Source organism: Tunturiibacter gelidiferens, from assembly GCF_051013345.1.
Taxonomy (GTDB): domain Bacteria; phylum Acidobacteriota; class Terriglobia; order Terriglobales; family Acidobacteriaceae; genus Edaphobacter; species Edaphobacter gelidiferens_A.
In genome coordinates this window covers 854100-879506 of the sequence record NZ_CP132939.1, presented here as the reverse complement: position 1 = coordinate 879506, position 25407 = coordinate 854100, and the positions used below count along the sequence as shown (strand labels likewise).

Sequence of the window (25407 nt, the reverse complement as noted above, 5' to 3'; positions counted from 1 at the left end):
CCTGCCGGACGGGCCCACTGCGCGTGGGGCGGGCGTTCGCACGCCTTTTAACTTGTCTGGGTGAGTGGAAAGCGACGGCCCTCCCGTTGGTCGGGATGTGGGTTGCTGGTTGGACGTAAGATGATTGCACGTTGGGCTTGCAATTCGCTTCAAGGGGGATGGGCTATGGGACAGGTTGAGGTTTCGGCGAGGTTGGGGTTGAGTGAGCTGGCTCCGCGACTGGTGCAGTCGGAGATTCGCGCGATGAGCGTGGCGTGCGATGCGATGGGTGGAGTGAACCTGGCGCAGGGAGTGTGCGACACCGACGTCCCGGAGGTGGTGGCCGAGGGGGCGGTTCGCGCGATTCGCGATGGGTTGAACATCTATACGCGGCTGGATGGGATTCCACGGCTTCGGCAAGCCATCGCCGAGAAAGTCGCGCGGACGCTGGGGATTGTGGTCGACCCGGATCGCGAGGTGCTGGTGACCAGTGGGGTGACGGGGGCGTTTCAGGCGGCGGCGATGGCGTTGCTGAATCCGGGCGATGAGGTGCTGGTGTTTGAGCCGTTCTATGGGTATCACGTGAATACGCTGAGTTCGCTGCGGGTGTCGGCGGTGGCGGTGGCGTTGACTGCGCCGGACTGGGGGCTCGATCTGAAGGCTGTGCGGGCCGCGATCACACCGAAGACGCGCGGCATGGTGATCAATACGCCTTCGAATCCGGCGGGGAAGGTCTTTACGCGCTTCGAACTGGAAGGGCTGGCGAGGATCGCGGAGGAGTTCGATCTGTTCGTGTTTACGGATGAGATCTATGAGCACTTTGTTTATGGCGGCGCGACGCATCTGAGTCCGGCGTCGATTCCTGGGATGCGGGAGCGGACGATCCTGATGTCGGGGTTTTCGAAGACGTTTTCGGTGACGGGGTGGAGGGTGGGGTATCTGATTGCCGATGCAAGATGGCTGGGGTCGATTGGGTACTTTCACGATCTGACGTATGTGTGTGCGCCTGCTCCGATGCAGCAGGGGGTGGCGGATGGAGTGGAGCAGCTGGGGGAGGATTTTTATAGCGGATTGGCGATGGAGCATGAGGTCAAGCGGACGATGATTGTGGAGGCGCTACGCGAGGCTCACATGACGCCGCATGTGCCGGACGGGGCCTACTACGTGCTGGCTTCGGCGGCCGCGTTGCCGGGGGCTTCGGCGGCGGAGAAGGCGCGGGCGTTGCTGGCGAAGACGGGAGTGGCTTCGGTGGCGGGGTCGGCGTTCTTCAGGCCGGGGAAGGGTCAGGATCTGCTGCGGTTCTGTTTTGCGAAGAAGGATAAGGATCTGGCGGAGGCTTGCCGGAGGCTGCGCGAGTTGCGCTAGGGAGCGGCTTGTTCGCGGGTCTACTAAGATGAAGAGGTATGCCGGCATTTTCTGAAGTGACGCGGATTGAAGCTGCGATCAAGAATAAGAGCTCGAAGGAGCTGGAGTGGTCGCTTTGGTACTGCCAGATGCGGCAGGCGGTCCCGAGTGCGCGGCCAGCGGATTTGAAGTACTGGCGAGGGATCGAGGCGTTGGTGAAGGAGACGATGGCTCCACCGGCGGCGGCGAAGGCTTTTCCGGTAAAGAAGAAGAAAGCGGGACGTGGGTTAGGAATGGGGCCTGTTGCAGGGGGAGATGAGTCCTAGTGCTTCTCTGTTAGAAGCTGATGTCCTGCCGGACGGGCCTCCTGCGCGGAGGGCGGTCACTTCGTGACTTGTGTACCTTGTTAGGGTGAATTGATTTGCGTGGGTCCTCGCGATGCTCGGAGGGAGTGTTCGTGCCGACCAGCGGGAGGCCCTACGCTGGTGATCCTGCCACGTCCGGTATACGCGTCACGAAGTGACCGCCCTCCGCGCAGGAGGCCCGTCCGGCAGGACATGAGTCGTTCAGGTTTTTACGGCTTGCCTCGCATGGTTGGTTGCGTCTCTGTAAAATATCGGATGGCAATGGAGGAGAACGTATGGCATCGGCAATGGCAGGGATCGAGGCGTTGAAGGGCACACATCAGCAGCTGAAGGCGAAGATGGAGAGCACGGTGGAAGACTTCCGTGGACATCTGCTTTCGGCGCGGACGGGGCGGGCGAATGTGCATATGCTCGACCAGATCAAGGTGGATTACTACGGCACAGATACGCCCGTGGCCCAGATGGGGCAGGTGTCGACGCCAGAGCCGACGCTGATTCTGGTGCAGCCCTATGATGCGGGGATGGTGTCGGCGATCGAAAAGGCGATTCGCACGTCGGGGACGGGGCTGAATCCGATGACCGATGGCAAGGTGATTCGCGTGCCGGTGCCGCCGATGACCGAGGAGCGCCGCAAGGATGTGGTGAAGCAGTTGAACAAGACGCTGGAGGACCATAAGACCGCGATCCGGAATATCCGGCGCGATGGGAACGACCAGATCAAGAAGGCGGCGAAGGATAAGCTGATCTCGGCCGATGACGAGAAGCGCGCGAACGAAGAGGTTCAGCAGTTGACCGATGCGGAGATCAAGCGGGTGGAGGATCTTTTCAAGGCCAAGGAAAAAGAGATTTTGACGGTCTGAGAGTCTTCAGATCTGAGATTGAACCCGAGATCGAACGGCCTTCACTGTACCTGGTGGAGGCTGTTTTCATGTGGTCCGGTGAATGGAGTCGGATCTGAATCTTCGTCGCGGCTGACGCGTCTGCGTTCCCCTCGGTTTTTGAGAAGGACTCGCTGCTTGCAGGTGGAACAGAGCCAGGGGAAGTAGCCGAAGAGGGGGAGGAGGTTGTCCTCAAGGAGTCCGACGCGCCTGGTTCGCGAGAGCTCGCCGTGGTGGCATTTTGTGCATTTCATCGGTGCCTCCGCTGGGCTCGACTTGCACAGCCACACGCTGGTAAGAGGTACGGCGGGTGGTTCGGGTTGGATTGCCGGGTGTGCGATTTTGTGGAGCGGGTTCGAGGGTGAGTTGAAAGCGGCGGCCGCCGTGAGCTTCGAGGCTGTAATGTTTTTGCGATTTGCGCCGATGACTGGATCATCGGTCCTCGCTTTGCAGGATGGGCGAGATCTCTGGGAGGCGCGCGTGGACGAGTTCGAGGGCCGGTTTGATGGTCGGTCTGATAGCCAGGAGGAGCGGCGGGGTGTGGCGTTGGAGGGGGTCGTCGAGCGACGGGAGCATACGCGCTACGCCGTGGACGCATGGGCCGAGGTGATGGTGAAGGATGGGACGATGCTGTTTCGCGGGCGGGTGCTGGATGTGAGCCAGGGAGGGTGCTACATCGAGACCGAGGCTCGGCTGCGGCTGGCCCCGGGGACGCCGGTGGAGATTATATTTCGCGCGCATGAGCGAGTTTTGCGGTGTGAGGGGACCAGCAGGATGGTAAGGACGCGGGGTGCGGGGTTTTTGTTTGAGGGGATGAGCGCGAAGGTGCGGGCTGGGCTGGAGGGTTTGATCGCGGAGTTGAGTAATGAAGGTTAACGCACCTGTTCCGTTTCCGCGTTCGATCGGGGGTAGAGAGATGAGATGCGGAGATCCTTTGTTTTCGCTCGGAACGACAGCAAAGGAGGAACACAGCAGGAGCAAAGCGAAATGCGGGGTCTCTCCACTGCGCGGGGACGATGAAGCTGTCCGCGCTTCGGTCGAGATGACGGATCTCAAGTTGGACTAGAAGAGAGCGATGAGGTCGAAGATTGCACTACGTGGTGTGGTCGATGATGATCTTCCAGCCGTCGGTGGTTTTTTCGAAGACGAGGGAGAAGATTCCTCCTGCGTTGCCGCCATCTTTTTTGCCTCGCTCGAGGTGGTACTTGCCGATGCAGACGGCGTAGTTTTCGTCGAGGGGTGGACCTCAAGCTCGGAGAAGGAGAGGGTGCCCATGGCGGCTCGGGTAGGGTAGTCGCGCTTGTACTGGTCGAGGAGGCCGGCGTAGCCGCGAGAGATCTGGTGGGTGATGAAGAGAGTGTCCGGCGAGTCTTTGTAGCCGCTGGCGAAGGCGGGTAGATCGCCGCGATTCCAGGCTGCCTCCTGGGCGAGGAGAACCTTGATGACATCGAGCTCCTGGCGCGAGGCGGTGTGGAGACGATCCGGGTTTTGCGCGGGGAGGGTGAGCGGTGCGAGGAGGACGAACAGGACGGCAGCAAGGCGGAGAGAGGAACGCAGTGGCATGGGAGACCTCGAAGGGGAGCTGTCTGGTTTAGCGTTGCTTCGTGTGGTTGCTTCCTGGAACGCCGTGTCAGTTTGGATTGATAGTAGACCATGTTGGTGGAAGATTTGGCCTCTGAATTCTCTGCAGTAACTATTCGAGCACCCACCGGATAGTCTTCTATCTGTCTTCGGAGAGAAGGGGATGCCCTGCCCGTTTATGGTGCTTCGGGATCGCTTCGAACGGAGAACTGCCGATACGGTGGATGCCGAGATGCTTCGCGAGCCGGCTTTGTAGCCGAGGCTATTCGCGGTTGAAGTGGGTGTTGTCGAGGTCTTCGGTTGGCTTGACGCCTACGGTGGGTGTGATCCAGATGATCGTGACGAAGGCGCAGAGGCCGAGGGCCACGTGGGGGTGGGAGAAGGCAATGGATAAGGCGACAAGATAGATGAAGAGGGAGAGCTGGTTTTTGCGCTGGACGGAGGTGTCCTCCGCTTCGAGCTTGTTGGCAATGCGGAGACGCCGGGCGATGGAGAGGCGCAGGAGAAGGAAGCTGAACCCGGTAAAGATCATCGAGGCGATGTAGAGGACGACGGAGAAGGAGTCGAGTTTTTTTCGAGAACGTACGAGGTGAAGAAGGGCAGGAGCGAGAGCCAGAAGAGGAAGAAGAGGTTGGCGTAGAGGACGAGCTCGTCGGCTTCTTCGGTGCGGTGGACGAGGTGGTGATGGTTGATCCAGTAAATGCCGGTGAAGGCAAAGGAGATCGCGTAGACGGCGAGGGTGGGGAGGACGGTGTAGAGTCCGGCAACGCCCTCCTGGTGGGGGACCTTGAGCTCGAGCACCATGATGGTGATGATGACGGCGATGACTCCGTCGGAGAAAGCTTCGAGGCGGGCTGGTGTGGCGAAGTGATGGCGTGGCATGGGTTCGTCGCTGGGCTGTGGTGTTGGGAGCAGCATACAACGGTGATCGGCGCAGAGTAGCAGGCTATTGAGACTAAAATGGTGGAATGGCTGCAAATCCTCTGGAGACGAGCGCGCCTTCCAGCGCGAGGAAGGTTGTTCATGCGGTTTGTTCGCATGACTGCCCGGATTCATGCGGCGTGCTGGTGACGGTGGATGAGCTGACGGGCCGGGCGGTGAAGGTGCAGGGTGATCCCTCGCATCCGGTGACGCGTGGGTTTTTGTGCGGCAAGGTGGCGAAGTATCTGGACCGCGTTTATTCGCCGGACAGGCTGTTGTATCCGATGCGTCGGCGAAAGGGCGTGGCGAAGGGGTCGCTGCCGCAGGGGCGCGAGACGGAGGCGTTTGAGCGGATCTCCTGGGATGAGGCGCTGGACGAGATTGCTGCGAAGCTGACGAAGATTGCCGCGGAGTTTGGGCCGGAGAGTGTGCTGCCTTACAGCTATGCGGGCACGATTGGGCAGCTTGGGTATGGGTCGATGGATCGGAGGTTCTTTCATCGGCTGGGGGCTTCGCAACTGGCGCGGACGATCTGTGCGGAGGCCGGCGGGACCGCACTGAAGGCTGTGTATGGAGTGAAGCTGGGGACGGTGCCGCAGGACTTCGCGCACGCTGGGCTGGTGATTGCGTGGGGTGCGAATATTCATGGGAATAACGTGCACCTGTGGCCGTTTATTGAAGAGGCGAGGCGCAAGGGGCGCGGCTGGTGGTGATCGATCCGTACAGGACGCGGACGGCGGCGCTGGCCGATGAGCACCTGGCGATCAATCCGGGGACCGATGCTGCGCTGGCGCTGGGGTTGATGCACGTAATTCTGAGCATGGACCTGGAGGATCGCGAGTATGTGGCTGCGTGCACGAACGGATTTGAGGAACTGCGGGCGCATGCGCTGAAGCCGGAGTACTCGCCGGAGAGTGTGGCGAAGGCTACGGGGATCGATGCGGGTGTGATTGTGCGGCTGGCTCGGGCTTATGCTGCTGCGGGACGTAACGGATCTGCAAGGCCGGCGGTGATTCGGCTGAACTACGGCATTCAGCGGAGTGAGAACGGCGGGACGGCGGCGCGGGCGGTTTGTATGCTGCCGCTGTTGACCGGTTCGTGGAAGTACAAGGGCGGAGGGTTGCAGCTTTCAACGTCGGGTTCGTTTCCCTTCAATGAGAAGGCGCTGCAGAGGCCGGAGTTGATGCTGGCGAGTCCGCTGGGACGTGCGGCGCGCGTGGTGAATATGAGTCAGCTGGGGCAGGCGCTGACTTCGCTGGGCGATGGTACGGATGACGGGCCTCGCGTGAAGGCGCTGTTTGTGTATAACTCGAATCCGGCGGCGGTGGCTCCGAACCAGAACGACGTACTGCGCGGGATGAGGCGCGATGATTTGTTTACGGTGGTGCATGAGCAGTTCTTTACCGATACGGCGGACTATGCGGATGTGCTGCTGCCGGCGCCGACGTTTCTTGAGGTGAAGGATGTGCAGGGTGCGTATGGGCACCTGTTCGCGCAGGTGAGCAACCGGGCGATTGCGCCGCTGGGTGAGGCGCGGAGCAATGTTGCGATGTTTGGTGAGCTGGGACGGCGCATGGGTTTTGACGAGGCGTGCTTTGACGATCGTGAGGATGAGTTGATCGATCAGGCGTTGAAGACGGAAAACCCGTGGTTCGCTGGAATCACTCGCGAGAGATTGGAGCGGGAGGGGCATGTTCCGCTGCAGATGCCGGTGGATGCAAACGGTGACGTGTTGCCGTTCAGCACGGCGGAGTGGTTCAAGACGGCGAGCGGGCGCGGCGAGTTGTTGCCGGTGCCGGTGTTTGCTGCGCCGACCGAGTCTCGCGCGCATGCTGCGGAGGGGGCGTATCCGTTGGAGTTTCTGCCGCGTAAGGCGGATAACTACATGAACTCGACGTTTGCGAATATTCCTCTGCATCAGCGGATGGAGGCGCGGCTGGCTGGCGTGCTGGAGATGCATGCGACCGATGCGGCTGCGCGACAGATTGCGACGGGGGATGCGGTGGAGGTGTTCAACGGGCGCGGGAGCATTATGTTGAGGGCGCTGGTGAATGCGCAGGTGTCGGCTGGCGTGGTGGCGGCGCGGCTGGATTGGAGTAAGCTGGGCAGCGATCTCTCGGGGAACCGCGCGAATGTAAATGCGCTGACATCGGAGACGTTGACTGATATTGGCGGCGGCGCCACGTTTTATTCGACTTTGGTAGAGGTACGGAAGGGGCAAGATGACGTTAGGTGATGTAAAGGTATTGCCGGGGCTGGATGAGATCAAGGCGGCCGCGGAGTTGATCTATAAGACGATGCCGGCGACGCCGCAGTACAGCTGGCCACTGCTGAATGAACGGGCTTCGCAGATTGCCGGGGCAGTTGAAGTCTGGGTGAAGCATGAGAACCATACGCCGGTGGGTGCGTTCAAGGTTCGCGGTGGGTTGGTCTACATGGACTGGCTGCGGCATGAGCGGCCAGAGGTGAAGACGGTGGTGTCGGCGACGCGTGGGAATCATGGTCAGTCGATGGCGTTTGCAGGCAAGCAGCTTGGCCTGCGGGTGGTGATTGTGGTGCCGTTTGGAAATAGCCCGGAGAAGAACCGTTCGATGCGGTGCCTGGGGGCGGAGCTGGTGGAGTTTGGGAATGACTTTCAGGAGGCCAGCGAGCATGCGGCTTCTCTGGAAGGGAAGTTTGGCTGGCATCGGGTGCCGAGCTTCGATCTGCGGCTGGTGACCGGCGTGTCGACGTATGCGTGGGAGATGTTTACGGCTTGTCCGGAGCTGGATACGTTTTATGTGCCGATTGGGATGGGGTCGGGTGTGTGCGGGACGATTGCGGCGCGGAATGCGCTGGGGTTGAAGACGAAGGTGGTGGGTGTGGTGTCGAGCCATGCGCCGGCGTATGCTCTTTCGTTTGCGGCAGGGGCGGTGCGGGAGCATGAAGCGACGACGGAGATCGCCGATGGTGTCGCGTGCAGGAAACCGGATGCGACGACGCTGGAGATTCTGAAGGCGGGGATGGAGCGCATTCTGATGGTCGATGACAAAGCGGTGAAGGAGGCGATGCGGGCTTACTTCGTCGACACGCACAATGTGGCTGAGGGTGCGGGGGCGATCGGGCTGGCTGCGCTGCTGATGGATCGGCCGAAAGGTGGAAAGCGCGTGGGGACGGTGCTATGCGGTGGGAACGTGGACAGCGATGTGTTTGGGAGCGTGTTGTGCGATGGCGGGTTGAGCTGAGCCGATAACCGAGTCTCTCTACAAGCTCCAGAGCATCCTCAAGCACGTCAATCGCTGCGGTTACAGCAGACGACTTTCTGAAACCTTCTCGCCAGAGGCGTGCTAGTCTGGCGCGGTCGGTTTCTGGTGTTCACTTCAGCTTCCATGGAGTATGCGATGACACGCTTCTGCTTGTTGCCTGGGTTGGTTTTGCTGGCTTCGGTTTCCGGACTTGCTTCCGGGCCTGGCGATCGCCTGGTGACGGACCCCAAGAGCGTGATCTCCATGCAGAACACGGCGGGGTCCTCTCCGATGCCGGTGGCCGAGTTACTGCAGACGGTGCGGCTTGGCGGGGCGACGTGGTCGCCGGACGGCAAACAGATCGGATACATCAGCAACGCTTCGGGACGGCTGAATCTCTGGGTGATGCAGGCGGATGGAACTGGAGCGCGGCAGCTGCTGAAGTCCGATGACCGGCAGTCCAGCCCCGCGTTTACAAAAGATGGCAAAGAGATTGTGTATGAGCAGGACAAGGGCGGGGACGAGCTCTACGACCTGTATTCGGTCGCGGTGAGCGGAGGAGAGCCCCGGAATCTGACGAACACGGACAAGACCAGTGAGAGCAACCCGCTTTTTCGAACGACGGCAGGTGGCTGGCGTTTGGCAGCAAAGAGAAGGTGGAGTCTTCGATCAATCTTGCAGTGATGGAGTGGCCTGCCGGGAAGGCGCGGTTGTTGACACACGAGAAGGATCCGAAGGCCTCGTGGGACGCTGTGGATTGGAGTCCGGATGGACGATATCTGTATGCGGTGCGCGCGGTGGGGACAGACGACGCTGATGTATATCGCGTGGAGGTGAAGAGCGGGGCAGCGGAGAATCTGACGGCGCATGCCGGGAAGGTGTTGATGCAGGCGTCGGCGGTGTCGCCGGATGGGAAGACGCTGTTGATGAGTTCGAATGAGAAGGGCGGGTACGCGAATGTTGCGCTGCTCGATGTGGCCTCGAAGAAGAGGCGCTGGGTGACGGATACGCAGTGGGAGGCGCATGCGGGTGGCTTTTCGCCCCAAGGCGACACCTTTACCTACATCCTGAACGCGGATGGACGGGCGGCGATTAACTTTGTGGATGGAAAGACGCTGAAGGCGAGCGATCGTGGAGTGCCTGCCGGGTTGAACACTCCGGGCGCGGGGCCGACGGCGTTTCGTGAGGATGGAAGCTATCTGTTTTCGCATCAGGATTCGACGCATGCGCCGAATCTTTATTTGTTGAGTGCAGGCGGGGCTGTGACGCAGGTGACGCATAACGAGAGCCCGGTGTTGACTTCTGCCACGCTGCCGTCGTCGCAGCTTGTGACGTATAAGAGCTTCGACGGGAAGATGATCTCGGCGTTGGTGTGGGTGCCGTTCAATCTGAAGCGGGATGGAACTGCGCCCGTGGTGGTGATGCCTCATGGCGGGCCTACGGGCCAGACGCTGGACAGCTTCAATCCGCGGGCGATTCTGCTGGTGTCGCGCGGGTATGTGGTGATTGCGCCGAATGTGCGCGGGTCGACGGGCTACGGGATGGAGTTTCAAAAAGCAAACTACAAAGACCTTGGTGGCGCTGATCTGAAGGATGAGATTGCCGGCGTGGATTTTCTGAAGGCCACGGGATTTGTCGACACGCACAAGGTGGGAATCTGGGGCGGCTCGTACGGCGGATTTATGACGCTGATGGCGATCGGAAAGAATCCAGATCTATGGGCTGCGGCGGTGGATGAGTACGGAATTCTGGACTGGTACACGATGCTGCAGCACGAAGATGCTCGGCTGCAGGAGTATGAAAAGACGTTGCTTGGCGATCCGGTGGCGGACAAAGCGGTGTATGAGGCTTCGTCGCCGCTGAAGTACATTCGGGAGGAGAAGGCTCCGCTGCTGGTGTTGCAGGGCGAGCGCGATATTCGCGTGCCCAAGGAGGAGGCCGAGCAGGTGGTGGATATTTTGAAGAAGGAGGGGCGCACGGTGGATGCCGTTTACTACCCCGAAGAAGGGCATGGCTTCATCAAGCGGGAGCATCAGGTGGATGAGCTGACGCGGTCGGTGGGCTGGTTCGATAAGTATCTTAAAGGAGAGACGAAGGCTCAGTGAGGTTGGCGATGCATGCAGCAGGGTTTCAGTGCGCGGGTTGTGGGGAGTGGGTGGAGACGACGGTGGATGAGTCGGGCGGTTCGAAGCAGCAGTATGTAGAGGACTGCCAGGTCTGCTGCCAGCCGAATGTGTTGACGGTGCGGTGGGACGGGTCGGCGCAGGAGTTTACGATTACGGCGGAGTTGGAGAGTTAATTTCGTCGGCGGGTGCCTTTGGCTGGGTGCGTTCGTCCAACGATCACGCTGAAATTCGTTGGTTGGATTGGGGTTCGTCCGACCAGAACCTCGGGGCGAACTCGCTAACCGCTGGCCGCTCCCATATAATCAGGACTTCGCTGACTTTGCTGGCGAGCGTCATTTTTAGAGCAGTGAGGGTGTGCGTATCTTTACCGTGAATCGAGAGAGCGGAAGCTCCCTGAAAAGCAAGACCAAGACTGTGTGCACGCGCTCCAGACGCTCCCGCATCGCTTATGCCGCGTACATGATTGCGTTTACGGCGCTGGCCGCTTCGTCGCTCTCGGCCCCGTCGCTTTCGGCCCAGACCGGGGGTCGGTATCGGGCAATGTGGAGACGCTGTGCCAGCCTCAGGTGATCGGTAATCGACGCATTCCCAAGGAATCGGTGCTGGCCAGGCTGTACAGCCGGCAGAACGACCTGTACGACCCGCTGGTGGTGGAGCGGGACTTCAACTCGCTTTGGAATACGGGTTACTTCGACGACGTGCGGATTGAGCGCGTCGACAGCCCGAAGTGCGTGCAGTTGATCATCTACGTCAAAGAGAAGCCGACGATTCGCGAGATCAACTACAAGGGTTTGGGCGCGGTGACGCAGTCCGACATTCTGGATCGCTTCAAGAAGGCGAAGGTTCCGCTTTCGGTCGAGAGCCAGTACGATCCGACGAAGATCAAGCGCGCCGAGGTTGTGCTGAGAGATCTTCTGGCAGAGCACGGGCACCAGTTCGCCACGATCAGGACCGAAGTGAAGACGATTCCGCCGGCGGCGGTGGCGATTACGTTCAACATCAAAGAAGGGCCGACCGTAAAGGTAGGCAAGATCGCGTTTCAGGGCAATAACAGCCTGAACGATCGCACCCTGCGCGCCGCGATGAAGAACTTGCGGCCGATCGGGATTCCGCATTCGATCATCCTGGAGAACCTGTTTGCACGCACCTTCGACGCCAGCAAGCTCGATGAAGACACCGAGCGCGTGCGCCAGGCCTACCGGGACCGCGGCTACTTCAAGGCTCTGACCAGCGAGCCGACGACCCACATCCGGGACGCGGGCGGCATCAACCCGTTTACGCTACATCCGTCCAAGGGCAAACGGATCGACATCCTGATGCCGGTGGAAGAGGGTTCGCGCTACAAGCTGGCTGGCATCACCTTTACAGGCAATACGCACTTCACGAACACGAAGGCGCTACGCGCGCAGTTTGCACAGAAAGATGGCGAGTACTTCAACGCGACCTTGTTTGGCAAAGGCCTGGATCAGCTGCGTAAGGCGTTCGGCGAAGGGGGATTCATCAACTTCGTAGGAACGCCGGTACCGACGATCGATGAAGCGAATAAGACGATCAAGCTGAACATTGATATTGATGAAGGCAAGGCTTTCTATGTCTCGCGGATCGAGTTTACGGGGAACACGATTACGCGCGACAAGGTGATTCGGCGCGAACTTCTGTTGGAAGAAGGGCAGGTGTATAACAGCCGCCTTTGGGATCTTTCGATCCTGCGCCTGAATCAGCTGAACTACTTTGAGCCGTTGAAGGCGGAGCAGGATTCGGAGAGCCGTCAGAATACGGACGATGGAACGGTCGACCTGTTGCTGAAGCTGAAGGAGAAGGGCAAGAACTCGATCGGCCTGAATGGCGGTATCAGCGGGTTGTCGGGAACGTTTGTCGGTTTGAACTACGAGACCAATAACTTTCTGGGGCTGGGCGAGACGCTGTCGGTGCAGGCAAATATCGGCGACCTCTCCCGCAATCTGAGTCTCGGATTTACGGAGCCTTATCTGCGGGATAAGCCGATCTCGCTGGGCGCGCAGATCTTTGCCAGCAAATATGACTTCAATCCTTCGAAGAGCCAGTCCGCGACCGGCCAGGCCGCGGGAAATCTAACGACGGCGCAACAGTCGTTGCTGACAAACTATAACCAGTCGACGACCGGGTTGACGGTCTCGGCGAGTGAGCCGCTGCGGCATCTGTTCTCACGAACCGGCGTGACCCGCATCGGTCTGTCGTACTCACTGTCGCGGTCTTCGGTTACGACGTTCAACCAGAACACGACCAACGTGTTTCAATCGCTCGCGTTCCGGTCCGGCGTCGCGGGACAGAATCAGTTGAGCGGCATTATCACTTCGGTGGTGACGCCGAGCTTTACCTTCTCGAGCCTCGATCGCGCCGTTGGACCGCATCACGGCAAGGACTTCAACATATCGATGCAGGTGGCGGGCGTGGGCGGTAATGTGAAGTACATCTCACCGATTGCCAGCTATCGTCAGTTCTTCCCGATGAAGGGACTGCGGGTAAACAACGAGGGCCACAACGTGCTGGGTTACCGCATCCAGTTGGCTCATACGTCGGGCTTCGGCGGCGAGGTTGCTCCGCCAACGCATCGTCTGTATAGCGGTGGCGAGTCGGATCTTCGCGGGTTCGACATCCGGTCGGTCGGTCCGTACACCTTCATTCCGAATAAAGTTCAGTACATCCTGACGAACCCGGATGGGACCTCGGTTCCGCGCGATCCGACGAACCCGGCGCTGGGCCCGGTCCAGATTCCGCTGCCGATCTACCGCATGGTGTCCATCGGCGGCGATACGCAGATCGTCGCGAATCTGGAGTATCGGATTCCGATTGTCAACCAGGTAACGTTCGCGTTCTTCAACGACTTCGGCATGACCTTCGACGCGCTGCACGGCCAGTTGCGCCAGAGCACGGCGGGTCAGTCGCTGATCGATGGCGCGCAGTATGGATGTCCCACGATCGTCAACGGAGCCTGCTTTGGCGGTCAGTCGGTGAAGTTCCCGAACCTGCTAACGATTGTGCCGGGAACAAACTATGTTCCGCGTGACTCCCTCGGCGCCGAACTGCAGGTCATTCTGCCGATCGTCAATGCGCCTTTCCGGATCTTCTACGCTTACAATCCGCTGCGTCTTTACAAGACGGTTCCGCAGCAGCTTGCAGTGCCGAACTCTGGTCCGGACAACGTGAATACCTTCAAGAGCTACTTCCCGAGCGATGGAGCTGGCCAATTCAGTTACCAGCAGGCGCTTCAGTTTTATGGAGCGGATTACATTCTGCGCGAGCCCAGGAAGACGTTTCGCCTGACGGTGAGTACGACTTTCTAGGGAAGATAGGTCCTGCCGGACGGGCTCCCTACGCGGGAGGCGGTCACTTCGTGACTCGCATACCAGTCTGGGCACGATGATCTGCGCAGGGCCTCCCGTTGGTCGGCATGATCTTTCCTCCGAGCATCGCGAGGACCACTGCAATTCATTCACCCAAACAAGGTACACACGTCACGAAGTGACCGCCTCCCGCGTAGGGAGCCCGTCCGGCAGGACCTATCTTCTAATAGCTGCGTTGATACATGCGGGAGATGCGGTCGTGCCAGCCCAGGCCGTCTTCATCCATCCAGGCCCATAAAAAGCCGATGCCCAGCGGACAGGCGGCAAGCACGCTCGCGAAGATGCGGCGGCGCATAGCCGAGCGCGTGGGATTGTCGTCAGAGAGTGTGCAGAGGCCAATGCGGGCATAGCGCATCCCGGGCGTAGCCTCGCTGAAGGTGAAGAAGAGAAGCTGATAGAGCAAAGTGAGGATGGTCAAGGTGCCGGCGGTGCCGATGGCGGCGGTCTGCAGGTTCATCGGAACGATGTGCGGGGCGAAGTTCGCGGAGCTGGCCGAGAGCTTGCCAACGGTGACGGCAAAAGCTGCGACGAAGCACAGGAAGGAGGCTGTAATGATGCAGCCATCGACGATAGCGGCCATAAGGCGCAGGTTGAGAGGCGCGGCTTCGGGTCTGTGCTCGAGCTGGAAAGGCGCTTCAGCCGATTCCACCGGAGCCGCGACGGGGTGGGCCGCAAGAAGGATCGAGGACCACTCGGGCGCGATGGATTCTACGACCGGGGAGGTGGAGATCTGGGCCGCTTCCACTTCGAAGATGCGGAGCTGCGCTGCCGGCACACTGTGCGGGACCTGATCGGCATCTTCGCGGAGCGGACCTTCCGCCAGTCGCGGGCGGGCTTTACGCGCCGCTACCAGTTGACGCGGAAACTCGATGAGGTTGGCAGGAATCTCAATGGGAGGGCCTGATTCTTCGAAGACGGGAGCCTGGCGGAAGGCGATCTCCTCGTCGAGCGCCAGAGTTTCAGCTTCGTTCGACGCTTCGTAGGTCTCGTAGATCAGGGGCCGACGGGGGGCAGAGACTTGTTCCTGAAGCGGACCGCGGCTTGCGTCTTCATAGAGTCTCACGGTGAGAGCAGGGACCGTCGTCTGAGATGCGGTTGGAGGAGTGTGTGGCAGCGGTTCGGCGTCGGAGGGTACCGCGCTGGGGAGTTTCGCCGGCGGGACTGGCGCAGGAGATGGGGGCGTCAGGTTCCATTGATCGAGGTCGGCCAGGAGCTGATACTGAGCGTCGGCTACGGCCCTCGCGCTCAGCGCGGCGATCTCAGCTGCAGCTTCGGCCTCACGGATGGCAGCTTCGGCCTGCTCGGCGAGAAAGGTGCGGTAGCTGGGGGAGTTGGCGTAGCGCTCGGCGACCGCGGCCGCGATGCGGGAGGAGCGGGACCGTTCGGGGCCGGGTTGCGCGATGGCAGTGATCGCGGAGCCCGATTGCTGGTTGCGGCGGGCGCGGTGAGTGGCCAGGCGCTGAGCTACCTGTTCCTTGAGCGCAAAGGGTGCAGCGGCTTCCGTTTCCGCCGCGTCTTCGTCCAGTGGTAGCAGGTCACGCTGTGCAGAGCTCATTATGCTCAATTCCAAACTCGCTTCCGTAAAATCGTTTAGCCTCAAAGGGTGGCACGTCTGACAAGTTTCAAACCGAACGAACCTGGGAGGAAGACCCATTGGCAGCGCCGACTGCCTTTGCTGGCTTTGCTGTCCGGCGGATTGAAGCCGTTGCATCCAGTCTCGAAGGATCGCGGAAGAGGCTCCAGGAGCGTTCGAACGACTGTTTACCTCTTGATAACTATCATGGTGCTCGCGGCAAGTCATCCACATCTGTGGGGACAGCAGGTGACCAATCAGGCAACCCCCTTGCGGGAGCGGAGCAGACGTCTTCCAGCCTGCCAGACGCCCCGGAAGCGACGCAATATCCGGTTGCAGAGGTGCTGCCCGCGAACGACGACACGACCGATGTGAAGACCGAGGAAGACACGCTGTTGAGGAACGGAAGCGTCGTCACCTTAGACGGAGATGTCAAGATCACCTATCGCGACCGAATCGTAGAAGCGGACCACATAGAATTCGATCAGGACACCGGGGATCTGACAGCGACGGGGCATCTTCATGTGAGCGGGGGCGCAAACCACGAGGACCTTACGGCCAGTCACGGCACGATGAATCTGAAGCAGCAGACCGCGACTTTTTACGATGTGGCCGGATCCGTGGGACTCAAGAGCGCGGGACACACGCTGACGTATTCAAGCAGTAATCCGTTTCTGTTTACGGGGCGGATGGTGGTGAGGACGGGGCCTCAGTCGTACGAGATCTACGAGGGTACGTTGACGACGTGTCAGCTCCCACATCCAGACTGGATGCTCTACGCGGGAAAGTTCACTGTGGACAGCGAGAAGGCGAAGGCGCAGAGCAGCACCTTTCGATTGATGAACATTCCTGTGCTGTTCTTGCCATATGTCACGCATCCGGTCGACTCGGAGCAGAGGCAGACAGGCTTCATGATCCCGGTGCCGGGGTACTCCTCGACCAAGGGATTTACGCTGGGCGAAGAGTTCTACTGGGCGATCAATCGCAGCACCGATCTGACGGTGGGCGCTCAGTATTACTCGCTGCGTGGGTGGGAGCAGTCGGCGACGTTTCGATACCGCGGGCTGGGCAATGACTTTGCCAAGGCGAGATATACAGGGCTGGTCGACCGTGGAATCTTTACCAACGGCGTGTATTTGAACCAGGGCGGAGAGGATGTGACGTTCTCGGGACGCCACGACTTCAGTTCGCAGACGAGAGTGGCAGGCGATCTTGAGTATCTGAGTTCGTATGCCTATCGCGAGGCATTTGCCGAGAACTTCAGCGTGGCCGTGTCGAGCGACATCCTTTCGGTCCTGTATGGCGTGCATGAGTGGGACGGATATGCGGCCTCGGCGCGCGTGGATCGCTACCAGGGGTTGAAACAGACGGCTGTGGCAGCGACCTCGACGACTCCAGCGATTCCAGAAGAACAGGTGAAGATCTTTCATGCGCCATCGGTGGACTTCAGCAGTACCGAGCATGAGATCGGCAGGACCGGATTGCTGTGGAGTGTCGATGCCTCCGAGGCCGGGCTGTCGCGGGTGGAGCCAAACTTTTCCACTGGCGGTTTGACGCAGCGCTTCGATGTGCATCCGGAGCTCTCATATCGGATGGGCTTTGATGGATGGCGCGTGTTGTCGTCGGTTGGGGTGCGCGAGACGGCGTACAGCAGAAGCAGGCAGGTTCCCTACTCTGAAACGTTTGTGCCGGTCGAGCTTCCGAGTCCGTTGAATCGGTCGGATGTAGAGATCGAGGCTGACCTGCGCGCTCCTGTGGTGGAGCGGACCTTCGATTCGCCGCGCGTGGAGAAGCTGTTCGACGGAAACGACGTGAAGCACACGATCGAGCCGGAGCTGACCTACAGGTATGTGACCGGCGTGAATAACTTTTTGAGCGTGCTGCGCTTCGACGATGTCGATATTGTGAGCGATACGAATGAGCTGGAGTATGGGGTGACGCAGCGGCTGTTTTTGCGGCCCGTGAAGGATCGGCCCTGCAAGGAGAGGCCGGTGAGCACGGCGCAGACACAGTACTGGGACGACGACAGCGGTAAGGTTCAGACCAGGGGAGCAAGTGTTGAGGCAAACGATAAGCTGCCCAGCTGCGGCAGTCATCCGCTGATCAGCTGGCGGTTGACGCAGAAGTATTTCTTCAACGAGAACTTTGGCGGTGCCGTAATCAATGGTCGCCGAAATATCTTCGACACCACGTTGAACTTCTCCGGAATTGCGTTTCTGACCGAGCCGCGGGCGATCTCGCCGCTGATCTCGCGTCTGCGTCTGCGGACCTCGTCGCATATGGATGTGGAGTGGGACTTCGACCTCGATACCGGAGCGAAGAAGTTTACGTCTAACAACGTGTTCGTGGACGTGCATCAGAACAACGTCTTTGCCGGGTTGAGCTACGCGCGGCTGAACGCTCCGGGGCGTTTCTACACGGAGGGCGTGAGCTCTCCCGTCTCGAACTTCGATCAATTGCGGCTGCTGCTGGGGTACGGGTCGCCGACCAAGCCTGGGCTGGGCGTTGCAGGCAATGTGGGACTGGATCTGAACTCGAACAACACCGGCCTGGTGCAGTATGGGGCAGTGCAGGGGTCGTACAACTGGGACTGCTGCGGGTTCAGCGTGGAGGTTCGGAAGTACGAGCTGGGCTCGGTGCGAAATGAGACCACGGAGAGATTCAACTTTACGCTGTTGAACATCGGGACTGCGGGCAATCTGCGGCGGGCGGCGAGTCTGTTCTGAGGCTTGGCCGTGCGGGTGTTTCTGGAGTCGCTCAGAGAGGTCCGCGACCTTGTAAAACGCCTCTGCGTGAGATAATCGAGGTATTGTGCTGATTGCTGTGAAGCCGTTCCGAACCCTGATCTTTGCCCTCACGCTGGCTGCCCTTGGTTGCCATGCCCAGACACCGACCCCAACGGCGAGTGACACTTCGGGGAAGCTCTCTCCCGAACTCGTGCGACGGGTGGAGGTGCTGATCCGTTCACGTGCGTCGATTCCAGCCGGTTACGTGATTCAGGTTGGACCACGCACCAGGAGCGAGGTGCCGGGCTTCGATAAGATCAGCGTCTCGTTTCTTGCGGATGGCAAGTCGAGCAAACCGTCGGATTTTCTGATCTCGATGGATGGCAAGACGCTGGCGCAGTTCAGCAAGTTCGATATCAGCAAGGACCCGAAGCTGCTGGTCAGTGGCGATGGAAGGCCGTCGCGGGGCGGTCCGGCGAATGCGCCGGTGCTGATCGTCGGGTTCGACGACCTGGAGTGCCCATACTGCGCGAAGATGCATGAACAACTGTTTCCTGCGCTGACGGAGCGTTACAAGAACCAGGTTCACATCGTCTATCGCGACTTCCCGTTGGATCAGCATCCATGGGCGATGCGCGCGGCGATCGATACGAACTGCGTGGGCGCCCACAGCCCGGTGGGCTACTGGAATCTGGTGGATTACATCCATGCTCACGCCGGAGACCTGGGCGGTACGGAGAAGAGTCTCGCAAAGGCCAACGAGACCCTCGATGGGCTGGCGCGCGATGAGGGCAAGAAGCAGAATCTTAACGCGGACGCGTTGAACGCGTGCCTCGCCAAGCAGGATGACACGGCGATCAAGGAGTCGATCAAGCTGGGCGAAAGCCTCGGTGTGGACTCGACCCCGGCGCTATTCATTAATGGAGAAAAGGTGGAGGGGGCGCAGCCGTTGGAGGATGTATATCGTATGATCGATAGCGCGCTGATTGCCTCCGGGCAGACGCCGCCACCGCCACCGACACCAATTCAGGCCCAGCCTCAAACCCCGCCGGCGACCAAACCCGGCAACTAGCAGAAGAATGCAGGAGATTTGGATGCCGAACACGGACGTGCCGAGCTTGTCGACCGATACCGAACGTACCTTTACTACGCGCTCCTTTCGTACCGTCTCTCTTCCGGCAGTGCTGATTCTGGCTTCTGGTCTGTTGCCTGTTGCCGGATGCAATCGCGGGCATAGCGCGGATGTCGTCGCGACGGTGAATGGCCATGCCATTATGCAGGCTGATCTGGACAAGGCCTACAAGTCGCAGCTCGGAGATGCCGGCCAGCAGCAACAGCAGCCGTCACAGGAGCAGGTCGACTCGATGCGTTTGAATGTTCTGCGCGAGCTGATCGACGAAGAGATTGTCGAGCAGCGCGCCACGAAGATGAATCTGACAGCCACCAACGAAGAGGTCGATGCGAAGCTCGCCGAGATGAAGGCTCCCTATACCGAGGAGCAGTTTCAGCAGCGGTTGAAGGCGAGCAATCAGACTGTCGATGATCTGAAGCACGCGCTGCGGCGAAATCTCACGATCAATAAGCTGCTGAACAAAGAGATCAACTCGAAGATCACCGTGACCGACGCGGATGTAGCGAACTACTACAACCAGCACAAGGCCGAGTTCAACCTGCTTGAGACGAAGTACCACCTGGCGACGATTCAAGTAACCGCCATGCCGTCGCCTCAGCCCGGAAATCTGCAAGGTAGCAAAGCGACCAACGACGTCGAGGCGAAGAAGAAGATTCAGGCGTTGAAGAACCGGCTGGACAGCGGTGAGGACTTCGGCACCATCGCGAGCAACTGGTCGGAGCAGCCGGAGACCGCTCCCAATGGGGGAGATATGGGCTTCGTCGGCGAATCCCAGCTGCATTCAGATCCGTCGGTCTTCACCTCGGTGATGAAGCTGAAGGCCGGGCAGATCACCGAGATCCTTCCACTGCTCGATGCACAGACCAAGCGGCCGGCCGGGTATGCGATCTACAAGCTGATCTCGCGCGACCCGGCAGGGCAGCGCGATGTGAACGATCCCCGGGTGCAGCAGGCCATCCGCCAGCAGTTGCGCGATGTACGCTCGCAGCTGTTGAAGAGCGCCTACCTGGAGATGGTGCACGATCAGGCCAAGGTGGAGAACTTCTTCGCCGAGCAGATCTTCAAGACGGACGCTCACTAACTCTTCAACTGAATATCGCCAATCATCTCTCTCTGGGAGGTCTCATGACGCAGTCGCCTGTGCGGTACGCGATTCTTGGCTTTGGTCACCATGCGGTGCGGCGATTGTTGCCGGCGTTTCCGACGTGCGAGCATTCGACCTTGAGCGGGATGTGGCGGAGGGACCACGCTGCTGCACTCACGAACTGCGCGGAGTACAAGATTCCCCACTGCTTTGCCACGCGGGAGGAACTCTGCTCTTCGCCCGACGTGGATGTTGTGTTCATCACATCGCCGGACGCGATGCACCGGGACGATACGCTGCTGGCGCTGAAACACGGCAAAGCGGTGCTGTGCGAGAAGCCACTGGCGATGAGCGCGGCGGAGGCTGAGGAGATGAACGCCGCGGCTCTGGCCGCTGGGTTGTTGTTTGGGGTGGCACAAAACTTTCGCTATAACCGGAGCCTGGAGTGGATGCGAGATCAGATCGTCGCGGGCACGATCGGGAAGCCACAGCTTGCGCGCGCGGAGTACTGCTACCCGGCTACGAACTCTGCGAGAAAGTGGATTATCGACGCGAAGCTCGCTTACGGCGGCCCGATCGGGGATGTTGGCGTGCACTGCATCGATGCGCTGCGCTTCGTCCTCGGCGAGGATGTGGTGAGTGTCGACACTTTGGCTCGGAAGGATGCTTCGTCAGGTGAGGTCGAGGCTGTCGCTTCGCTGCAGATGGAGATGACGGGCGACGTCTTTGCCACTGTGACAACGAGTGCGCGTGCGCCCTATCGATCGCTGGTTGAGGTGAACGGCAGCAACGGGGTGATGACCTCTGAAGGAGGTCTGACGGTTGACCGGCCCGTCCAGATCGTAGTGCGTCGGGCGGGCGAGGTGGTGGAGACCGTCACTGTCGACAACGGGGACGGCTACACACGGATGCTGGATAGCTTTGCCGTGGCGCTGCGCGGTGGTGGCAACTTCGCGGCTACTGGGGGAGATGGCGTTCACAACATGCAGGCGCTCGACGCGGCGATCAAGAGTTGGCGAAGCGGAACTCGCGAGAGCTTGTAGTCCTCTTCTTATGGACGAACTGCGCCACTCTGTCCTGCCGGACGGGCCTCCTGCGCGGAGGGCGGCTATTCCATGGCTTTTCTCCCTGATTGCCCGATCGCTCGGCTGCGGTCCTCCCGTTGGTCGGAAAGTGCACTCTAGCGCAGGGCCGTAGCCAGGGCGGACGTTCCGCCGTGATGCAGGATGGCGAGGTCGCGCTCAGGCGCAGGCGGCAGATACTTTTTGTACACGCTGACGTGGAAGCAGGACTGTTGGAACTCCTCTTCGACATCAACTTTTCCCTCTTGTACAAGTGGGAGAAGATATCCACGGAGCCACGCAATCTCCGCCAGCGAGAGGCCGTGTTTCGCAATGTCGATCGCCTGCCCGGTAAGGTGGGGGACGCGGTGTCGCCTTCCGCGGGAGCGGCGTTGCCGTTGATGTGCATCAGGTGCTGCTGAAATTCGACCGTGCGTACGGCGGAGTTGACCTGCAGTGGCGTGTGGAAACGAGCGTAGTGTGCACGCGCCAAAGTCGCGAGAAACTGCGCAGTCCAGGGACGGCAGTACCGCCGGTTTGTGGGCAGACGGTCGTCCACCTGGAGACCTTCGTTATCGGGGAGCGCTACAAGGAGCTTCTTGTAGCGCATGTCGAGAAGGTCCCCGTCATCCTGAATGCGAGAGAGTCCATCGCGATCCGCCACCTCGTTCTGGTGGATGAGGATCTCGTGAGAGCCCTTCAGCGGCGGCGGGACGATGAGGCGCCCACGCTTGTTGTAGAGATTGGGCAGGATGACCGGAGTCGAGGCGACCTCTTCGACGCTGGCCAGCTGTGGACTCTCTGCAGCCGGGCGGACGACGCTGATGACAGGAACTGGCTTGGCCACGGAGACCGGCTTGGAGGTGGGTTTGCGCGAAGGCGCCACCGGAGCATCCCGCATCTCGTTGAGCTCTTCAGGGCGAGAGGTTCCGTGGATCGCCACGGCAGCCTGCGTCTCCACCTGGGTGGACGCGGCGGCTTTGAGGAAGTCCTCCGACGTCGCCTTCTGCGGTGCGGCTGCGGAGGCTGTCAGCTCAGGCTGCGTGCTCCTCGGCACCGGGGCGCTGACGACGTGGCGCAGGCGGCGGTGCGCCGTCGAGGCCCGCGCATGAACGCGCGCAGTCACGGGAGGATCGACTTTCGGCGTGCTGTGATGTTTGGAGCCGTGGGCCCGCGTCGGCTTGGCAGCGGCCTTGCGCTTGTCTTCATGCTTTGCAGCCGCAGCGGCAACGGTCTTTTTATGGGCCGAGGGGTGATGCGTCGGTTTGGCGAGGCTGCTTGCAGAAGAAAAAGACAGGGCTGCAAGCGCCAGAAGGGCCGGTATGGGGGCGTTCAAACGCATCATGTTTTCGGAGGCGCGAAGACGCCAGAGCAATTTCTAAGTTAATCCTCGATGAGAAAGCATGTAAGTGACGAGGTGGGTTCCGTATACTTGTCGATTAACAGGGAGGAATGGATGAAGAGAAGGTCGGCGGGCTTGGGGCTGGTCGCTATCGGGTTGCTGGGGTGGGGGGCACGAGTCGGCGCGGTACAGGCTGCGGGGCCCGATGAGGCAGCAAAGCCCGAGTTCTACACCACGAAGGTCCACCCGATCCTTCAGGCAAACTGCTACCGGTGTCATGGCGGAATGAACCATCGCGGCGGGTTGAGTCTTCAGACGCGGGCGGGGATGTTGAAGGGTGGACATGAAGGGCCGGTGCTGATTCCGGGAGATCCGGCAAACAGTTTGCTTGTGCGGCTGATCCGTCATGAGGGCCCAGCGAAGGATCCGATGCCGATGCCGCCGAAGCAGCCAAAGCTCTCCGATGCGGATATCGCGACCGTGGAGCGATGGGTGAAGGCAGGGGCGATTATGTCGGAAGATCCGCAGCAATAAGTCTTCGTCGGACTATTCCACTACGAGGTGAACGGTGTTGTTCCGGGCTCCGACTTTGGGTGCGCTTTCACGAAGAGGTTCTTGAGGCGGCGGCGAAAGTAGAAGAGAGCTCCTGAGATCGCCGCGCTGATGCCTTGAAAAAGAAGCAGGCCTGATCCGGGATCGACGTAGGCATGTGCCTGGCGCTCGAAGGTAAAGCTGAGCGCTATAAGAAGCATCAGCGTAATCGCAAACCGCTTAAAACCGTGAGTCATTCTTGTTTCCTCTGTGGAAGTGTGCCTCGAGGGGCGCAATCTCACTTGTAGTGAAGACGCAAAACGCAAACAAAAGTTTCGATGCGATGAATACTTTCGCTTCTTGAAGATTAGAGCTTCTTTTGCCTTGCGTTTCATCCTGAAGCTCTATACAGAATTCTAGTTCGCGGTCTTGACTACGAGCTGTTTTTTACCAAATAAAGCCGTCGATAAATCCGGGCTCGTACCATATCGGGATATCCGCAGTCTGTTCCGACGGGACTGATAAGCACGACGAAGAAAGGCAGTTTGCCTCGCGAGGAGAAACTCGCACCGCAATCCAACATGCGCCTTCGTTGTCCGGACTATCCCAGGAGGCGAAACCGCTATTCGGTCTTTGTTGCGACGCTACACCGACACGCCGGCCGCAGTGACCACGGACTTGGCCGCCGCTGCAATCTGGCCCATGTCCTTCGTGGAGATGGCCATCGCCAGAACGATCACAGAAGAGGCTATCTTGACTGCTTTGTCGATATCCTGAAGCTTATCGAGCGCTTTGTCCGCCGCTTGCGTGGCCAGGGAGATCTCGCTGACTGCCTGATCGGCGTTCGCGAGAGTCAGGTTAGCGGCCTGAAGAGCGAAGTTCCCGGCGGTCATCATCAGGGTATAAACGTTGCCTTGCATTTGAACGATCGCGGCATCGGTAAGCTTGCTGCCTGCGCTGATCGCGTTCAGGCGAACCTGTCCTATCTCCATGGCGATGTCGTGAAAAGACTGGGCAAGCGCCTGCATCTGATCGTCACTCAAGGTTGTAGCGGACGCCGCAGGGACCGCCTTTGGGGTGATGTTTGCCGCTGCTTTAGCAGATTTCTTCATGGCTGATTCGACCTCGACTGGATATCTGAGAGTGCTGTCTTGAGCGATTCGACGACAGGCGCGACTTGTTTCGAAACCTCCACCATGTTTGCCCTCTTGCCCGCCTCCTGCTTCAGCTTTGTGTGCAAGGCGGCTAAGTCGTCCATTACTTTGCCGTAGCTGACAATGCCGGCCTTGCGAGATTGCAGTGCAGTCTTATCGTGGGCATACTGCCTCTGCACAAGGATGAGAGCAAGTCGCTCATTCGGCCGAGCGCTGGCCATCGGACCCTGGTAAAAGGTGTCGAGGCTGAGCTCTTCGTTGGCCAGAAGCACAGCATAATCGGCGGTGATGACTTTCTTGAGCGACTGTGTGAGAGATTGAACAGCCGCATCGTTGGCGCTGATAAGTTGTCCAAGCTGCTTTTCGCGATAGCCGCTGGTGGCTGCGTCCGCCAAAGACTTCAAAATGTTTTGTGCGTCGTTGCCTGCGGTTATCGCGCTGGCAGAGAAGGCTGTGTTTGTGCCGGAGATGGTTACATTCTGATCAATGTCCGCATCGTACCCCATTGGCTTGTTCGAGGAGAGCTTGCCGAGCGCGTCAAAGTAGGCGATCAGGACGTTCTGATCCTTCGCCAGATGATCGGCCAGCTCCTGATACGGCTTGCAGTCCTGCGCCTGTCCCTCCTTAGGGCGCTCTGCGGCCGGAGTGTTCTCAAAGAGTGTGTTCTGCCGTGCACAGGTTGCCGCGACATCGTTAGAGACCTTAGGGAGAGCGACTCGTGCTTCGTCGGAGAGTTTTGAAAGACCCGCTGCGTCATCAAGGTTGACGCACCCATTCAACGACGCGCACAACACTGCAACGGCGAACATCTGAAAGCAGAAATTGCGACTACTCCTGAATACGGGCACGAACACCTCTTTTCTCAGGCAGATCGAATGTATGCCAAGTCTCCAGTTTTTGCATCCCGGTTCATCAGACCAGACGCTGCCGCGACCGACCAACGGGAGGACCCTGGTCCTTACCCAATCAAGACCGGTACACAAGTCACGAAGTGACCGCATCC

The 25407-nt window shown here is 59.8% G+C and carries 25 protein-coding genes; 16 read left to right on the top strand and 9 right to left on the bottom strand.

What is annotated here, in order from left to right:
- Positions 1-165 precede the first annotated feature (165 nt).
- The 3 genes from RBB80_RS04130 (at position 166) to frr (ending at position 2548) form a co-directional block, all read left to right on the top strand.
- Positions 166-1344 carry a pyridoxal phosphate-dependent aminotransferase gene (locus RBB80_RS04130; protein ID WP_433967041.1) on the top strand — a complete coding sequence of 393 codons (1179 nt, stop codon included), beginning with the start codon at positions 166-168 and terminating at the stop codon, positions 1342-1344.
- Between the two features lie 38 nt (positions 1345-1382).
- The gene (locus tag RBB80_RS04125) at positions 1383-1649 is read left to right on the top strand and encodes a hypothetical protein (RefSeq protein ID WP_433967040.1); all 267 of its coding nucleotides are present in this window, start codon (positions 1383-1385) and stop codon (positions 1647-1649) included.
- A 314-nt stretch (positions 1650-1963) separates the two neighbouring features.
- A complete protein-coding gene (gene frr, locus RBB80_RS04120; protein WP_433967039.1) occupies positions 1964-2548 on the top strand; it encodes a ribosome recycling factor in 585 nt (194 codons plus the stop codon).
- A gap of 41 nt (positions 2549-2589) precedes the next feature.
- Here frr and RBB80_RS04115 read toward each other — a convergent pair whose 3' ends face one another.
- Entirely contained in the window at positions 2590-2820 is a 231-nt protein-coding gene (locus RBB80_RS04115) for a hypothetical protein (RefSeq protein WP_433967038.1), read from the bottom strand.
- Here RBB80_RS04115 and RBB80_RS04110 point away from each other — a divergent pair.
- Positions 2810-3442, top strand: a complete 633-nt coding sequence (locus tag RBB80_RS04110; protein WP_433967037.1) for a PilZ domain-containing protein — start codon at positions 2810-2812, stop codon at positions 3440-3442. The genes RBB80_RS04115 and RBB80_RS04110 overlap by 11 nt on opposite strands.
- Before the next feature lie 186 nt (positions 3443-3628).
- Here the strand turns inward: RBB80_RS04110 and RBB80_RS04105 are convergent, their stop codons facing one another.
- The 3 genes from RBB80_RS04105 to RBB80_RS04095 all read right to left on the bottom strand — a co-directional run bounded on the left by RBB80_RS04105 (position 3629) and on the right by RBB80_RS04095 (position 5029).
- Positions 3629-4129, bottom strand: a complete 501-nt coding sequence (locus tag RBB80_RS04105; RefSeq protein WP_433967036.1) for a hypothetical protein — start codon at positions 4127-4129, stop codon at positions 3629-3631.
- Positions 4130-4409: 280 nt separating this feature from the next.
- Positions 4410-4679, bottom strand: a complete 270-nt coding sequence (locus RBB80_RS04100) for a hypothetical protein (RefSeq protein WP_433967035.1) — start codon at positions 4677-4679, stop codon at positions 4410-4412.
- Complete coding sequence (locus RBB80_RS04095) at positions 4676-5029, bottom strand: TMEM175 family protein (protein ID WP_433967034.1); 354 nt, start codon at positions 5027-5029, stop codon at positions 4676-4678. The genes RBB80_RS04100 and RBB80_RS04095 overlap by 4 nt, the downstream gene beginning before the upstream one ends.
- An 86-nt stretch (positions 5030-5115) precedes the next feature.
- Between RBB80_RS04095 and RBB80_RS04090 the strand changes: the two genes are divergently transcribed.
- The 7 genes from RBB80_RS04090 to bamA all read left to right on the top strand — a co-directional run bounded on the left by RBB80_RS04090 (position 5116) and on the right by bamA (position 13741).
- Positions 5116-5781, top strand: a complete 666-nt coding sequence (locus tag RBB80_RS04090; protein ID WP_433967033.1) for a molybdopterin-dependent oxidoreductase — start codon at positions 5116-5118, stop codon at positions 5779-5781.
- The gene (locus RBB80_RS04085) at positions 5775-7304 is read left to right on the top strand and encodes a molybdopterin-containing oxidoreductase family protein (RefSeq protein ID WP_433967032.1); all 1530 of its coding nucleotides are present in this window, start codon (positions 5775-5777) and stop codon (positions 7302-7304) included. Before RBB80_RS04090 ends, RBB80_RS04085 begins: the two co-directional genes overlap by 7 nt.
- Positions 7291-8292: a threonine dehydratase gene (locus RBB80_RS04080; RefSeq protein ID WP_433967031.1), complete on the top strand. Its 1002-nt coding sequence runs from the start codon at positions 7291-7293 to the stop codon at positions 8290-8292. The genes RBB80_RS04085 and RBB80_RS04080 overlap by 14 nt, the downstream gene beginning before the upstream one ends.
- Positions 8293-8448: 156 nt before the next feature.
- A complete protein-coding gene (locus RBB80_RS04075) occupies positions 8449-8976 on the top strand; it encodes a TolB family protein (RefSeq protein WP_433967030.1) in 528 nt (175 codons plus the stop codon).
- On the top strand, positions 8949-10397 hold the full coding sequence (locus tag RBB80_RS04070) for a S9 family peptidase (protein WP_433967029.1): 1449 nt from the start codon (positions 8949-8951) through the stop codon (positions 10395-10397). The genes RBB80_RS04075 and RBB80_RS04070 overlap by 28 nt, the downstream gene beginning before the upstream one ends.
- Positions 10398-10405: 8 nt before the next feature.
- Entirely contained in the window at positions 10406-10591 is a 186-nt protein-coding gene (locus RBB80_RS04065) for a CPXCG motif-containing cysteine-rich protein (protein ID WP_179580454.1), read from the top strand.
- Positions 10592-10960: 369 nt separating this feature from the next.
- Entirely contained in the window at positions 10961-13741 is a 2781-nt protein-coding gene (gene bamA, locus RBB80_RS04060; protein WP_433969477.1) for an outer membrane protein assembly factor BamA, read from the top strand.
- A gap of 223 nt (positions 13742-13964) precedes the next feature.
- On the opposite strand, the gene RBB80_RS04055 is transcribed toward bamA, so the two are convergent.
- Positions 13965-15356 carry an RDD family protein gene (locus tag RBB80_RS04055; protein WP_433967028.1) on the bottom strand — a complete coding sequence of 464 codons (1392 nt, stop codon included), beginning with the start codon at positions 15354-15356 and terminating at the stop codon, positions 13965-13967.
- Between the two features lie 98 nt (positions 15357-15454).
- Here RBB80_RS04055 and RBB80_RS04050 point away from each other — a divergent pair, with 98 nt between their 5' ends.
- The 4 genes from RBB80_RS04050 (at position 15455) to RBB80_RS04035 (ending at position 21359) form a co-directional block, all read left to right on the top strand.
- Positions 15455-18100 (top strand): LPS-assembly protein LptD, encoded by a 2646-nt coding sequence (locus RBB80_RS04050; protein ID WP_433967027.1) that lies wholly within the window; start codon positions 15455-15457, stop codon positions 18098-18100.
- An 85-nt stretch (positions 18101-18185) separates the two neighbouring features.
- Positions 18186-19172 (top strand): DsbA family protein, encoded by a 987-nt coding sequence (locus RBB80_RS04045; protein WP_433967026.1) that lies wholly within the window; start codon positions 18186-18188, stop codon positions 19170-19172.
- Between the two features lie 22 nt (positions 19173-19194).
- Entirely contained in the window at positions 19195-20313 is a 1119-nt protein-coding gene (locus RBB80_RS04040) for a SurA N-terminal domain-containing protein (protein ID WP_433967025.1), read from the top strand.
- A gap of 44 nt (positions 20314-20357) precedes the next feature.
- Positions 20358-21359, top strand: coding sequence for a Gfo/Idh/MocA family protein (locus RBB80_RS04035; protein WP_433967024.1), 1002 nt, complete (start codon positions 20358-20360; stop codon positions 21357-21359).
- On the opposite strand, the gene RBB80_RS04030 is transcribed toward RBB80_RS04035, so the two are convergent.
- Positions 21322-22752, bottom strand: a complete 1431-nt coding sequence (locus RBB80_RS04030) for a DUF5715 family protein (protein WP_433967023.1) — start codon at positions 22750-22752, stop codon at positions 21322-21324. The genes RBB80_RS04035 and RBB80_RS04030 overlap by 38 nt on opposite strands.
- A gap of 81 nt (positions 22753-22833) precedes the next feature.
- Here RBB80_RS04030 and RBB80_RS04025 point away from each other — a divergent pair, with 81 nt between their 5' ends.
- Positions 22834-23253, top strand: a complete 420-nt coding sequence (locus RBB80_RS04025; protein WP_433967022.1) for a c-type cytochrome domain-containing protein — start codon at positions 22834-22836, stop codon at positions 23251-23253.
- A 20-nt stretch (positions 23254-23273) separates the two neighbouring features.
- On the opposite strand, the gene RBB80_RS04020 is transcribed toward RBB80_RS04025, so the two are convergent.
- The 3 genes from RBB80_RS04020 to RBB80_RS04010 form a co-directional block, all read right to left on the bottom strand.
- On the bottom strand, positions 23274-23507 hold the full coding sequence (locus RBB80_RS04020; protein WP_433967021.1) for a hypothetical protein: 234 nt from the start codon (positions 23505-23507) through the stop codon (positions 23274-23276).
- A 387-nt stretch (positions 23508-23894) separates the two neighbouring features.
- Positions 23895-24362, bottom strand: coding sequence for a hypothetical protein (locus tag RBB80_RS04015; RefSeq protein WP_433967020.1), 468 nt, complete (start codon positions 24360-24362; stop codon positions 23895-23897).
- The gene (locus RBB80_RS04010) at positions 24359-25252 is read right to left on the bottom strand and encodes a hypothetical protein (RefSeq protein WP_433967019.1); all 894 of its coding nucleotides are present in this window, start codon (positions 25250-25252) and stop codon (positions 24359-24361) included. Before RBB80_RS04010 ends, RBB80_RS04015 begins: the two co-directional genes overlap by 4 nt.
- Positions 25253-25407 lie beyond the last annotated feature (155 nt).